This window comes from Pectobacterium parmentieri (assembly GCF_001742145.1).
Classification (GTDB): Bacteria; Pseudomonadota; Gammaproteobacteria; order Enterobacterales; family Enterobacteriaceae; genus Pectobacterium; species Pectobacterium parmentieri.
Genome location: NZ_CP015749.1, coordinates 932,108 through 946,094, shown reverse-complemented (window position 1 = coordinate 946,094; position 13,987 = coordinate 932,108). Strand labels below are relative to the sequence as shown.

Genomic DNA, 13,987 nt, shown 5'->3' with positions numbered 1-13,987 from the left:
GTATTAACGGCGTCCTTGCTGTTCCAACACAAATCTAACAAATAAGAATAAAAAAATATAGCGCAAAATAGGGACTAATTACCCCCTTATTCGGCGGACGGATATATAAAAACTCGTTATGGCATATCCCGCTGTTCAATCGGAAAAACGGGCAGTGCCGCCAGCAATTGTGCGCCATAGCCTTTTGTCAGCAGTCGCCTGTCGTAAATGACGATTTCACCAAAACAGTCATGGCTGCGGATAAGGCGCCCAACTTGTTGGATAAGGTTAAACGACGCACTGGGTAAGCTTTGTACGATGAACGGGTGTCGTTTGAGGCTTTTTAGCCATTCGCCTTCCGTCAAAATCACCGGGCTGTCGATCGGTGGAAACGCGATTTTGTGGATATGTACTTGAGAAAGCAGTTCGCCTTTCAGATCCAACCCTTCCGCAAACGACTGTAAGCCAATCAGCACGCTGGTCTGCCCTTCTTGTACCCGCTGGCGATGTAGCTCGACCAGCCTGTAGCGCGGCTTATCTCCCTGCACCAGTAGCATCAGGCGTAAATCGGTAACCTGCGTCAGAAAGAGTTGCATGGCACGCTGGCTGGCAAACAGCATCAGCATACCTTTATGTTTATCCTGCTGTAATTCTGCCCGGAAAAATTGCGCCATTTCAGCAATATGTTGCGCTTCAGACTCCATCAGAGGTTCATGACGCATTTTAGGGATCACCAGACGCCCCTGTTCACGGTGGTTGAACGGTGAATCTAACGCAATAAACGTATCGCCTTCCTGCTCGCTCAGACCGGAAAGCTCCTGTATTCGCGCAAAACTGTTTAGGGATCGCAGCGTTGCTGAGGTCACCACAACGTGTGACACCTTATCCCACAACAGCCTTTCAAGCTGATCGCAGACGCGGATCCCCGCGCAGTGCAGGTGAAGATGCGCCTGGTTATCACGCATTTCACGCGTTATCCATTTGGAAACTGGCGCATTAGAGGATTTCTCCATCGCCGCCAGCCGCCACAGTTTCCCTAGAGATTCTAGATACCCCTGCTGGCGGCTCATTTTCAGCAACGCGTGATAGACCCGCACCACATCATGCTTGCCGGTTTTCTCACTGAGATCGTTAAGCATGTACTCCACCAACGCCCGCAGCGTGTCGGTCAGCTTAAACAATCGCACACAGAGTTCACGCATTTCATCGGGCATTTTTCCCATCGCAAAACGGTATTCGGTTTCCTGCCCGTCATGTGGCAAAAACAGCGCGCACATTTGTGAGAAAGACAGCACACACTCGCGGATTTCCTCACAATGGCTGGTTAACCGTTCACTGTTAGCGAGCCGCGGTGGAGATTTAGGCGCGAATTGCGCCATACACTGCCCGATGAGCTGCACCAACTGTTCCAGTTGCGCCATCATATAGGCGGGATGAATATCGCCGGACATCTCCAGCGTATCGCGGGCAACGTCGGGAATGTGGTGCCCTTCATCGAGCACCAGCAGTAAATTTTTCGGGGGAGGAAGTACCGACTCGCTTTCCATCGCCGCCATCACCAACGCATGGTTAGTGACGACCACATCGGCCTGCTCGATCTCACGCCGCGCGATAAAGAAGGGGCACTCGCGGTAGTAATGACAGTTGTGCGCAAGACAGTTTGCTTTATCCGTACACAATTTCTGCCACAGGCTATCGTCAATCGAATCCTGATAATGGTCACGCAACCCGTCCCAGGCGTGGCCTTGCAGCGCTTTTTCAAGCTTTACACAGATGCGTTCTTCTTCCTTACTGGCAGACACCCGCTCGTCATCCAGAAAGAGCGGTAAATCCCCCTGCGCATCGGGATCGGTTGCCAGCATCGCCAGATTGCGCGGGCAAATATAACGACGACGGCCAAATGCGGCGGTAAATGTCAGTTCGGGAATAAATTTCTGCAACAACGGCAAATCTTTGCTGTAAATCTGATCCTGCAACGCCACATTCGCGGTACTGACCACCAGCGTTTTGTCCTCCGCACGCCCTACCGCAATCCCCGGAATAAGATAAGAAAGCGTTTTCCCGACGCCGGTTGGTGCTTCAATAGCCAGATGGCGCGGGTAATCACCCGCCAGCGTTTTCGCCACTTCGGCAATCATCTGTCGCTGGGGAACGCGGGAAATAAAATCCGGAATTTGCTCTTGCAGGGCCTTATACCATTGACCAATCTGCAATTTTATTGCGGGGGACAGCGTCATGCATACTCTGTATCTGCGTAATCTGGCCGCCATTGTCCCACAGACGCCCGGCGACGTCAGCCGATATCATATTGATGATGATTCCAGCCTCGACAATCTTCCGTACAGCGATTAGGGTAAGCTATTCTTTTTATCAAACACGTATTTTTATCAAACACGGTCTTTGTCGCGAGCGGTAAACGCGATCTTAGGTAAACAACAGCTTCGGTAAATTATGTCTTCGGTCCACACCATTAACCAATCGTACTGGTTTTCACCACGCTTACCGCATGTTGAAAGCCGCACTACGCGCAACAGCAATCAAGCCTATAAAACACACAGCCATGCGCAATTCTCGATTGGGGCGATCGAACACGGCGAGACGCTTTGCCATTATCGCAACGATGTTCATCATTTACAGATTGGCGATCTGATCTTTATCGATCCCCAGCAACCGCACAGTTGTAACCCGCTTCCAGGGAAAACGCGCAGCTACAGCATGCTTTATCTGGATACTGAGTGGTGCCTCGACCAGATCGCAACACATTGTGGTTATCAGGCAGACAGCTTACGTTGCAACCGTATCGTTCTACGCGATCCGACGCTGTTTATGCGCTATCAGCACGTAGTCACCCTGCTGTATCAGGGTGAAATCACATCAGCAGACAACCAACTCAAAGCGATGCTTGAGCCTATTTGGCGGCAATATTGTCTACCGGAACCTGCATTACCCCATCCGGCACCGCAAGCCACAACACGACACGTCCGCGAGCGTCTGCTGAATAATCTGCAAGAGTCCCCCTCGCTGGAAACGCTGGCAGATGAGCTAAATCTACGACGCGAAACCATCGTGCGACAGTTTCGTCACGATACCGGCATTACACCGATGGCATTCCTTAATAATGCCCGCATTGAGTATGCCAAATCGCTGATGAAACAAGGTACACCGCTGGTGGATACCAGCTATCAAAGCGGCTTCTGCGATCAAAGCCATTTCCACAAAACGTTTGTGCAATACACCGCTGCGACACCGGGTCAGTACGCGCGATCAATATTTGACAATAAATAGCCGAACACCTTGTCTAGACTGGCTTCGATTACTTATCGAGGTCAGAAATCTGATGTTTATCAATCCCCTTTTCTCCGCCGACTCCCTCTTTCCCGCTCATTTTCCTGCGCTGGCGCTGGCACATTTTGTGGCGCTACTAAGCCCAGGCCCAGACTTCTTTCTGCTGACGGCCTACGCCATTCGCTACCGATTGCGCGGCAGTGCGGGAATCTGTCTGGGTATCGCGTTAGGCAATGGCATTTATATCCTGCTGGCGGCGATAGGTTGGGCAGGTATTCAGCACTCGCCGATGCTTTTTACCGCTATCGAATTGGCTGGCGCGGCTTACCTGATCTGGATTGGCTACCAGTTACTAAAAAGCCGTTCTATTCCGTCCTTTCAGGCGGAAACCTCGTCAAACCGTTGCCCAACGCTGCGTAAACAAATTATGTTGGGGCTCGGTTCTGCGCTGTTGAATCCCAAGAATATGCTGTTCTACATCAGCCTGATGACCAGCATTCTTGGACAAAATGTGACGCCTTCTCAGCACGTTGTCAGCGGTAGTTGGATGTTTTCTGTGGTTCTGGTGTGGGATCTGCTAATCGCGGCGCTGATCGCAAGTCCGCGAGTTCAGCAGCGTTTAACGCGCTGGATTAATCCGATTGAACGCGGTGCTGGCGTCATTTTACTGTTTTTCGGCCTGCTGCTTTTATTTTGGTAATAAAGTGTATTTAAAAAACGAGGGGCGTTTCGGCCTTGTTTCATGAGCGGAAGGCATTATAATTCGGAGCAGTTAACAAAAGGATAACCTGATGACTCTTCAAAAAATCGGCATTATCGGTCTTTTTGCCTTTCTCGCCTTAGGCGGTATGTCCGGCATGATGCTGGTGGGCTACATTATTATCGAGCACGCGGGCTAAGGCTTTCGACCCACAACGCTGCCTCTACGGCACGTAGTGCACGAACAGTGCCGCACGGAAACGCGGCAATTCAGGCTACCGTGATGGCTCAGATTTGAACGCCTGCCAGTACTCAGGAATACGCGCGAAAGTCAGTTGGAACCAGGCCGTAAACTGCTCAGGTGTTGCCATCATCCGCCCTGCGATCGCATCTATCGACTGGTATTCATAGCTCGACACTTCATCGGGATTGATCTGCGGAGCGTCGTCCGTCACGCCAAAATATACATGCCCCAGTTCATGCTCAATCAACCCGTTATCCAGCGGCAGACGATAGGTCAGCGTAAACATCGGCGTCAGCGCACAGCGTAACCCCATTTCCTCATACAAACGGCGGTGTGCCGCCTGTAACGTCTCCTCACCGGGGGCTGGGTGACTGCAACAGGTGTTGCTCCACAAACCGCCGCTGTGATACTTCGCTTCTGCCCGCTGCTGTAATAACAACTGCTGACGAGAGTTGAAAATATAGACAGTAATCGCACGGTGTAACGCGCCTTTTACGTGCGCTTCCTGCTTTTCCATGACGCCCGTTGGCTTATCATTTTCATCAACCAGCACGACTTCAGTCAACGGCATACCTTCCTCCTGCAAACCTTATCCTCCGGTAATCACGCTTTAGTTCGAAAATCACACTGCATTTCGGTAATAACCATTCGTACATTCGCCGCCGGAAACACCGGCGGCGGATTGGCCTATTTATAGTAAGGTGAAGCTGTCGCTCTTCACACGCTGTGAATCCAGACCGATCATGACGTCGAACTTACCGGGCTCAACCACCTGCTGCATTCGGGCATTGTAGAACTTCAGCGCATCCTGATCGAGCGTGAAGGTAACCGTGCGCGACTCTCCCGGTTGTAGCATCACTTTCTCAAAGCCACGTAACTCTTTTAGCGGACGGCTAATGGAAGCCACCACATCGTGCAGATACAGTTGTACAACCGTTTCCCCTGCGCGGCTGCCGGTGTTTTTCACCGTCACGCTGGCATCGATCGTGCCGTTACGCTTCATGGTCTGGCTGGACAAACGCACGTCCGACACGCTGAACGTGCTATAGCTCAGGCCGTAACCGAACGGATATAGCGGCCCATTAGCTTCATCATAGTAGTGAGAGGTATATTTACCTGGGTTTTCCGGCGTGTAAGGACGGCCTGACGGCAGGTGATTGTAATAAATCGGAATCTGTCCGACAGAACGCGGGAAGGACATTGGTAACTTGCCTGATGGGTTATAGTCACCAAACAGCACATCGGCAATCGCATTACCGCCTTCCGTACCGCTGAACCAGGTTTCCAGCAACGCATCGGCCTGTTGATCTTCACGCACCAGCGCCAGAGGGCGACCGTTCATCAGCACCAGCACCAGCGGTTTACCCGTGGCTTTCAGCGCAGCAATCAGATCGCGCTGGCCTTGTGGCAGATCGATATTCGAGCGACTGGATGCCTCATGTGCCATCCCAGCAGCCTCACCGACAACCGCAACCACCACATCCGCCTTCTTCGCGGCGTCTACGGCCTCATCGATCATCACCTGCGGTGGACGTTTATCCACCTGCACAGCATCTTCATACTGATTCAGGAAGTCGATAATGCCTTTGTGATTACTGACGTTGGCACCTTTGGCATAGAGAATCGTGGCTTTATCACCGACGGCATTCTTCAGACCTTGATAAACGGTAATCGTCTGTTTCGTTACGCCAGCCGCAGACCAACTGCCCATGGTATCGCGCTGGCTGTCAGCCAATGGCCCCACGACGGCAATCGTGCCCTGCTTTTTCAGCGGCAGCGTTTGCAGACGGTTTTTCAACAGCACCAGACTTTTACGCGCCACATCACGCGCATCCAGGCGATGTAAGCGGCTTTCCGCATTGGTATCTACCGGATCGGAACTCGCGACGCCCAAATGACGATACGGATCTTCAAACAGCCCCATATCATATTTCACGTTCAAGACCTGACGACAGGCGTCGTCGATCTCCTGCACGCTCACCGCACCACTTTTCACCAGCTCTGGCAGATAGCGCACGAAATACTCATCGCTCATGCTCATCCCGATACCAGATTTAAGCGCCAGACGTGACGCATCGCGCGGATCGCTGGCAACGCCATGCTTAATCAGCTCTTTAATCGCACCGTGATCGGTAATGGTAATACCTTTGAAATTCCACTGATCGCGTAGCACATCCTTCAGCAACCAACTGTTTGAGGTGGCCGGTGTCCCGTTGATAGAGTTCAGCGCCACCATCACGCCGCTACTACCCGCGTCAATCGCAGCTTTGTAAGGCGGCATATAGTCCTGGAACATGCGCTGAGGGCTCATGTCTACGGTGTTATAGTCGCGCCCACCTTCAACCGCACCATAAAGCGCGTAGTGTTTGACGCTGGTCATCAGAGAGTGACGTCCAGTGACGTCATCGCCCTGAAAGGATTTGACTACCACACCGGCAATTTTACTGGTCAACCAGGTGTCTTCACCGAAGCCTTCCGACACGCGACCCCAGCGCGGATCGCGGGTGATATCCACCATCGGCGCCCAGGTCATATTCAGGCCATCTTCCGTTGCTTCATAAGCCGCTACGCGTGCGCTTTTGGCAATCGCGTCCATATCCCAACTGGAGGCTAACCCCAGAGCAATAGGGAAAATAGTGCGTTGACCGTGCACGACATCATAGGCGAAAAACAGGGGGATCTTCAGGCGGCTGAGCTGCATAACCTGATCCTGCATCGCACGAATATCCTGGCGGGTTACCGTATTAAAAATCGCACCAACCTGGCCGTTTCTAATCATTTCCCGGATGGCTTCTTTCGGGTTATCCGTCCCGACGCTAATCAATCGGAGCTGGCCGATCTTCTCTTCCAACGTCATTTTCTTCAGCAAATCCGTGACGAATGCATCACGCTGCTGATGTGAAGGCGATATTGATGCTGGCACAGGCGTCAACTCCTGCGCAAACGCCGGATTACAGGCAAGTCCAATTGCTATAGTCAGTGAAGTAAGCCATTTCATTCGTTATAAAGACCCAGTCAATCCAGGCGTCAGAGTCAGAACAGCGCGCTGAAGCACAAGACAGGTTGAAAATTCCGACGGTCACATCCCTTCTCTGACAAGGTGAAAAACATCTTCCCTGCCTTAAGCAACTAAAGCTTCCCGATAAAGGTTGCCGCACCGACGCACTCAAATGCACAGCGCGTAATATAGTGCATTTATTGAGATTTCATTTAATAAAAACTGCAGAATAATGCTAGCCGATACGCAAAACTAACATTCAACCCAGGCGGTGACAGAAAAGAAATATACGGGATGGCGACACATACGGCGGACCGTTGCCGACGCATGTGTCTCTGAAGGGAATTAACGTCGATGTGACTGCAAGTTTAACGCCCGATCGAGCGCCCCGACCAGCCAGTCAATATCACGCTCCTGAAATGCCAATGGCGGGCGCAACTTCAATACATTACCATGCGGGCCGGCAACCGATGTGAGGACGCGTTCAGCACGAAGTTGTTCAACCACGTCCAGCGCCAGCGCTTTATCCGGTGTTTTTGTTTCTCGATCGCTGACCAGCTCAAAGCCGATAAACAGCCCCGCCCCGCGCACATCGCCAATACACGTATGGCGATCGGCAAGCAGCGCCAGCTCCCGCTGCAATTTTTCCCCGACAATGCGGCTATGCTCCTGTAAACCTTCCTCGCGAATAACGTTTAATACCGCCTGCGCTGCCGCCATCGACACCGGGTTTCCACCAAACGTATTAAAATAGGGAATATCATCGCTGAATGCCGCCAACACATCGGCTTTTGCCAATAGCGCCGACACCGGTATGCCGTTGCCCATCGGTTTACCCAATGTCACGACATCGGGCACAATACCATGCCGGCCAAACCCCCAAAAATGTTCGCCCGTGCGGGCAAAACCGGGCTGGACCTCATCGGCAATGAAAATACCCCCATTGGCATGCACCACCTCTATCGCCGCTTTCAGGTAGCCAGCCGGCCCCGGCATTACGCCATCCGAAGAAAAAATGGAATCAACCAGAATACCGGCGAATTTGATGCCGTTCGCGGCCATATCATCAATTTGCCATTGAATTTGCTGCGCGAACCAGACACCTAGATCGGGCGCATTCACGCGATAGCGATCGGGCGCTGGCACAAGACGCGTAGTAGCCGCCAAAGGCTGCCCACTTCCGAGCGCAGGCGACGCACCGGACGTCAGCTCACTGGTCCCGTGATAGGCTTCTCGGCTCACAATAATGCCCGTCCCTCCGCTATAAGCGCGAGCCACGCGAATTGCCAGATCGTTGGCCTCCGATCCCGTACACATATACATCGCCTTATTGATGGCGGCTGGCACTGTGCTGAGAATATCCGCTGAGTAATCCAGAATACGTTCGTGCAAATAGCGGGTATGGGTATTGAGCTGACGCATTTGCTCGTGAACGGCGTTGATAACCGCAGGGTGACAGTGTCCGATACTGGCGACATTGTTATAGACATCCAGATATTTATGCCCGGCAGCATCCCACAGATATTGTCCCTCACCACGTACCAGATGCACCGGGTTACGGTAGAACAAACGATAAGAATCCCCTAACACCTCAGTGCGCCTATTCGTCAGTCTACGGGTGTCCTCATCCAGCGCATCCGCATGCTCAGTGCGAAAGCTATTGGTATCCATGATGGTTGAGCGTGTCGCCATAATGACTCCTGTATCAAGGTTGTGGCCCGACTGCGTATCACGTAGATAAAACGCATCGCGCATGTTCAGATAACGCCCACCCTACACCAAAAGCAATAAAATACACAAATACAAAAAAATGCACTTTTTTGATGCACGAAAATGCCAAAAAAGTGCAATGAAATCGTCAAGAAAACAATACATCGGTCAGTCCATTCGTTGCTTAAGTAATCTTACGCACAGAAAAAATCAACAACATATTGATTAAACTTAAAATTTTAACAATAAATATCATCAGGTCAGAAAATGGCACGATTAGTGCTAAAACTTTAGACCACTCGGAATAAACACAAAAATGCACATGGCGAGCGATATTCCGTTCGAGACGAGGGGGATACCGATGCCAACATTTTCCACAACAGTAGGGGAACATTTATGAACCGATCTTCATTTCGCCGCGTCAGTCTGCTCACTGCGTTCACCTGTGCCACGCTGGTTAACGCTGCCGCACACGCTGGCACCATCACGGTCTATACCTCACTGGAAGAAGATGAGATCAAAGATTACGTCGCACAGGCCAAGAAAGATTTGCCCGACCTGACCATTAACGTACTGCGCTTGTCCACTGGTGACCTTGGTCCACGGATCCTGGCCGAATCCAAAAATCCGCAACATGACGTCATTTGGGGCTGGGCGGTAACCAGCGTGATGGACCCTCGACTGTCTGCATTATTAGAACCTTACGATGCCAAAGGCAGTGACAGCCTCGCCGCTACTTATCGCGCGCCGGATCACAAGTGGTTTGCGGCAACCGGTTATATGGCCGCCTTTTGCGTCAACACCGAAGCGCTAAAAGCCAAGAATCTTCCCGTACCCGTATCCTGGCAGGATCTGACAAACCCGATCTATAAGGGGGAGATTGTGATGCCAAATCCCGTCTCGTCCGGCACCGGGTACCTGCAAATCGCCGCATTGCTACAATCGAAAGGTGAACAAAACGGCTGGGAATTTCTGAAGTCGCTGGATGGCAATATCGCCCAATACACCAAATCAGGCTCACGCCCGTGTAAAGCCGCACGCACGGGGGAATATGCCATTGGCGTGTCACTGGCTTTCGCCGCCATGCAGTCAATTGAAGAAGGCTATCCCGTCAAAATGGTGATCCCAAACGATGGCGCAGGCTATGAGTTGGAAGCCTCCGCCCTGATGGCGGCGGCCAAGAACAAACCGGACGCTAAACGGTTCCTTGACTGGACACTTTCCAGCCATGCCGCCGCGCTGTACACCAAATACAAAGAGATCGTAACCATCCCAGGCGTTGAACAGTCAAAAGCAGCGCAAATGGCGGGTCTGCCAGCCGATCTCACTCACGTTCTCTACCCTGTGGATTTTACCAAAAGCGCCAGCGATCGTGACGCTACCCTGGCAACCTGGCAAAAATCCATCGGCCGCTAATGGTCTGAATTCGCAGTAAAGGCTGCCGCGAAAAATCTGTTTAGCTGCGCGGCAACCGTAATTAAGAGGTCGCATTCATGGCACTGGTTATTCAAAATCTTCATAAAAGCTTTGACGGTTATGTCGCTCTCGATCGCATCAATTTGTCGATCGAAAATGCCGAATTTGTCTGCCTTCTTGGCCCTAGCGGCTGTGGTAAAACGACTTTGCTGCGCATCATTGCCGGGCTATTAAGCTGTGATGGGGGGAAAATCACGTTGGACGATCGCGATCTGGTCAACGTGCCGGCAAGGGAACGAGGTTTTGGCATCGTCTTTCAGTCCTACTCACTTTTTCCCCATATGACGATTGCACAAAATATTGGCTATGGTCTCAAAATCCGCCAGACGCCTGCCGAGGAAATTGCTGCACGCGTCAGCGACCTATTGGACACCGTGCGCCTAAACGAATTCGGCGATCGCTATCCTGCCCAGCTTTCAGGTGGGCAGCAGCAGCGAGTCGCGATTGCACGCGCGCTGGCGGTCAATCCTTCCCTACTGTTACTGGATGAACCCCTTTCGGCACTGGATGCACGCGTGCGCGCCGGATTGCGTCAGGAATTACGCGACGTGCAGCAGCGGCTCGGCATTCCGACCCTGATGGTCACGCACGATCAGGAAGAGGCCATGAGCATGGCGGATAAAATCATTTGCATGCACGGCGGGCGCATTGTGCAGGAAGGGACACCGCACGAACTCTATACCAGCCCACGCACGCGTTTCGTTGCCGAGTTCATGGGGCACAGCAATTTGCTGTCGCGTGATGTCGTCAACACATGGATGCCGGAACTGCTCCCCTCAGCGCAGGAAACAGCACTACCAGAAGGCGCCGAATTGTTTATCCGCCCGGAAAGGATTGCGCTGCATAAGCTAGAAGGTGCTGAAGGACGGGTCATCAATACCAGTTTCCTTGGCAGTATCCAACGTGTACAGGTGCTATGGAAGTCGCAGCCGCTGTTGGTCGAGACTAGCAGCACCGTGAACTGGAGCCCAGGCGACCCCATTCATCTCTCGATTCGCGCAGAAGACTGCGCTTGGGTGCAAGCATGAATCAGACACATCTCCCTCCGCAAACGGTCAGCGATCGCTGGCTTTCCCGTCTGTGTCTGTGGATCCCGCTGCTGGCGCTACTCATGTTTTTCGCTATACCGATGCTAAGTATCGTCTGGCATAGTCTGTTGAACGATCGCAACGGTACCGTTGGGCTATCAAATTATTTGGCGCTAATGGATTCGCCTGGCATCTGGCGCGCGACGATCAACAGCCTGTTACTTGGCATCGTCACCACATTGGTCACACTTTTTCTGGGATTTATTGTCGCCTATGGGTTGGAATGTACGGCGATGCCCGCAAAGCGTTTTATCGCATTTTCGACCTCGCTTCCTATCCTTGCTCCCTCGCTAGTGTTGGGATTGGGGTTGATTTTTCTGCTGGGAAGAAACGGAATTATTGGCAATATTCTTGGCGTGCGACTGGATATTTATGGTTTCTGGGGGCTATTGATCGCCAACGTCCTGTACGCGCTGCCGCAGGCGATTCTGATTATTCGCACCACGCTACGTCATAGTGATACTCGCCAGTATGAAGCCGCTAACGTTCTGGGTGCATCTGACTGGCGACAGTTTCTGGATATCACCCTCCCCGGCCTGAGATATGGCTTGCTGAGTGCGGCCTTTGTCATCTTTACCATCACAATCACCGATTTCGGCAACGCGATTGTCATCGGCGGCAACTTCTCGGTACTGGCGACCGAGATCTACAGCCAGGTCAGTGGTCAAATGAAATTCGGCATGGGGGCGGTTGTCGGGATCCTACTCCTGCTGCCTGCGGCTGCATCAATCTGGATAGAGCGCGCAACGACCAGACGGCAGAAGGCCATCGGCTCACATGCTGCTATCCCGCACGTTCCACAACCACTGCGCACGCGCGACATGTCGTTCTACCTGTCAACCATGACTATCGCACTCATGATTGTCACCGTTATCGGCACCGTCATTATTGCCAGTATGATACGCCTATGGCCGTACCGTCTGGATCTGACACTAAAACATTATGATATCGATCTCGCAGGGGGCTATACGCCACTGTGGACGTCAGTCTGGATCTCCGCGCTGGCGGCAGTGGCCGGCACCGCACTATTATTCCTGCTTACCTTCGGCATTCACCGCCAGCCGGGCAAAGTTGCCAACACCGCCGCACTACTTAGCGCGTTGCCTGTTGCCGTTCCCGGCCTGGTGTTGGGGCTATCTTATGTGTTCACGTTCAATACGGCCGATCTTCCCTGGGGTATGCTGTATGGATCGGCGCTGCTGGTGGCATTATGCAACTATTACCACTATCACACACAAGGCTACACCACGATGATGATGGGGATACGCAACGTCCCACATGCGATGGAAGATGCCACCACGGTTTTAGGCGGCGGCGTGGTGCGTATTTTACGAGATGTCTACCTGCCGGCCATGCGCGTAACGCTGATTTCGGTCGCCATGTTTTTATTCATGCGCTCAATGGTTACACTATCAGCCGTGATTTTTTTGGTCACGCCGTCGCTGCCTTTAGGTGCCGTCACCGTTATGCGGCTGGATGAAGCCGGTTTTACGTCACAGGCGGCTGCTTTTTCGACCTGTATTATGGGTATCGTGGCGATGACAGCACTGCTTCTACACTTTGTGACAGAGAAGCGGCAATCATGGTAACCGGTGTCAAAACATTAAAGAATGGACAGCTATGCTAGAAGAAACGCGGTTACATCGCATACAGGCCCTGCTCTCAACATTAAACCGGGTGAGCACCGAGAAAATTATTCAGCATCTCGGCGTTTCACGCGAAACGGTACGACGCGATATTCTCAAGCTGGAAGCAGCAGGGGCGTTGCGCCGCGTTCATGGCGGGATCGTAGCCACAACGGAAGAGCCGGAACCCCCGCTGTCCATTCGCAATACCGTGCGTGAAAAAGAGAAGCAGGCCATTGCCCGTGCAGCGGTGCAACAGCTAAAGGCCGGACAAACGCTGTTTATCGACGCAGGTAGTACAACCTCCCTGTTAGCCGACGAACTGCTTTCCATGCCGGGGATGATGGTGATTACCAATAGTCTCACCGTCGCGCAGAAACTTACCGCAACGGAGTCTGTCGCACAACATAGCGTGATACTACTCGGTGGATATATGGGGGCTTCAGCACAGGCAACCAGCGGTGATATCACCCTCAATGAACTGGGTCGCTACCGTGCCGACGTGGCGATCCTCTCTCCGGTCGGGGTGGACGCGGTCTCTGGCGCGACCAGTTTTGCTCACCACGAAGCGGCAGTTGCCCGATCGATGGTGCAATATGCCAGAACGCGGATTATCCTCGCGGATCACAGCAAAATTGGCGTCACGAGTCGCGTAGTCTATGCCACCATGCAGGAAATCGACATGATTGTGACTGATACGTCTAGCGTAGACAAACCCGAACTCTCGTTATTACAGAGGTATTGCCAGCAGGTTATTATCGCCTGATAAGCCATGATGGATCGCCTTTCCTGTGGTTCATCGCTGGCCTCATACCCGATTTTTATACTCGCCACACTGGCATATAGATGCAGGGTGATTTATGCCGTCTTTCGTGCTAATGCT

The 13,987-nt window shown here is 52.4% G+C and carries 11 protein-coding genes; 7 read left to right on the top strand and 4 right to left on the bottom strand.

The features are described from left to right. Nucleotides 1-116: 116 nt before the first annotated feature. Nucleotides 117-2,216 carry an ATP-dependent DNA helicase DinG gene (gene dinG / locus A8F97_RS04100; protein ID WP_014700515.1) on the bottom strand — a complete coding sequence of 700 codons (2,100 nt, stop codon included), beginning with the start codon at nt 2,214-2,216 and terminating at the stop codon, nt 117-119. A 214-nt stretch (nt 2,217-2,430) separates the two neighbouring features. Here dinG and A8F97_RS04095 point away from each other — a divergent pair, with 214 nt between their 5' ends. The 3 genes from A8F97_RS04095 (at nt 2,431) to A8F97_RS25340 (ending at nt 4,163) form a co-directional block, all read left to right on the top strand. Next, nucleotides 2,431-3,264, top strand: a complete 834-nt coding sequence (locus tag A8F97_RS04095; protein WP_014700516.1) for a helix-turn-helix domain-containing protein — start codon at nt 2,431-2,433, stop codon at nt 3,262-3,264. Between the two features lie 52 nt (nt 3,265-3,316). Further along, nucleotides 3,317-3,964, top strand: coding sequence for a LysE family translocator (locus A8F97_RS04090; protein ID WP_033071718.1), 648 nt, complete (start codon nt 3,317-3,319; stop codon nt 3,962-3,964). Nucleotides 3,965-4,055: 91 nt separating this feature from the next. Then, nucleotides 4,056-4,163, top strand: coding sequence for a hypothetical protein (locus tag A8F97_RS25340; protein WP_005972753.1), 108 nt, complete (start codon nt 4,056-4,058; stop codon nt 4,161-4,163). Nucleotides 4,164-4,238: 75 nt separating this feature from the next. On the opposite strand, the gene idi is transcribed toward A8F97_RS25340, so the two are convergent. The 3 genes from idi to A8F97_RS04075 all read right to left on the bottom strand — a co-directional run bounded on the left by idi (nt 4,239) and on the right by A8F97_RS04075 (nt 8,897). Continuing rightward, nucleotides 4,239-4,778, bottom strand: a complete 540-nt coding sequence (idi, locus tag A8F97_RS04085; protein ID WP_015730801.1) for an isopentenyl-diphosphate Delta-isomerase — start codon at nt 4,776-4,778, stop codon at nt 4,239-4,241. 120 nt (nt 4,779-4,898) lie between these two features. After that, nucleotides 4,899-7,205 (bottom strand): beta-glucosidase BglX, encoded by a 2,307-nt coding sequence (gene bglX, locus A8F97_RS04080; RefSeq protein ID WP_033071719.1) that lies wholly within the window; start codon nt 7,203-7,205, stop codon nt 4,899-4,901. Nucleotides 7,206-7,550: 345 nt separating this feature from the next. Next, complete coding sequence (locus A8F97_RS04075) at nt 7,551-8,897, bottom strand: aspartate aminotransferase family protein (RefSeq protein ID WP_033071720.1); 1,347 nt, start codon at nt 8,895-8,897, stop codon at nt 7,551-7,553. A 414-nt stretch (nt 8,898-9,311) separates the two neighbouring features. Here A8F97_RS04075 and A8F97_RS04070 point away from each other — a divergent pair, with 414 nt between their 5' ends. From A8F97_RS04070 to A8F97_RS04055, 4 genes are all read left to right on the top strand, one after another. Next, nucleotides 9,312-10,331 carry an ABC transporter substrate-binding protein gene (locus tag A8F97_RS04070; protein ID WP_033071721.1) on the top strand — a complete coding sequence of 340 codons (1,020 nt, stop codon included), beginning with the start codon at nt 9,312-9,314 and terminating at the stop codon, nt 10,329-10,331. A gap of 77 nt (nt 10,332-10,408) precedes the next feature. Continuing rightward, complete coding sequence (locus A8F97_RS04065; protein ID WP_015730805.1) at nt 10,409-11,419, top strand: ABC transporter ATP-binding protein; 1,011 nt, start codon at nt 10,409-10,411, stop codon at nt 11,417-11,419. After that, nucleotides 11,416-13,068, top strand: coding sequence for an ABC transporter permease subunit (locus A8F97_RS04060; RefSeq protein WP_033071722.1), 1,653 nt, complete (start codon nt 11,416-11,418; stop codon nt 13,066-13,068). Before A8F97_RS04065 ends, A8F97_RS04060 begins: the two co-directional genes overlap by 4 nt. A 31-nt stretch (nt 13,069-13,099) precedes the next feature. Further along, on the top strand, nt 13,100-13,870 hold the full coding sequence (locus tag A8F97_RS04055) for a DeoR/GlpR family DNA-binding transcription regulator (RefSeq protein ID WP_014700524.1): 771 nt from the start codon (nt 13,100-13,102) through the stop codon (nt 13,868-13,870). Nucleotides 13,871-13,987 lie beyond the last annotated feature (117 nt).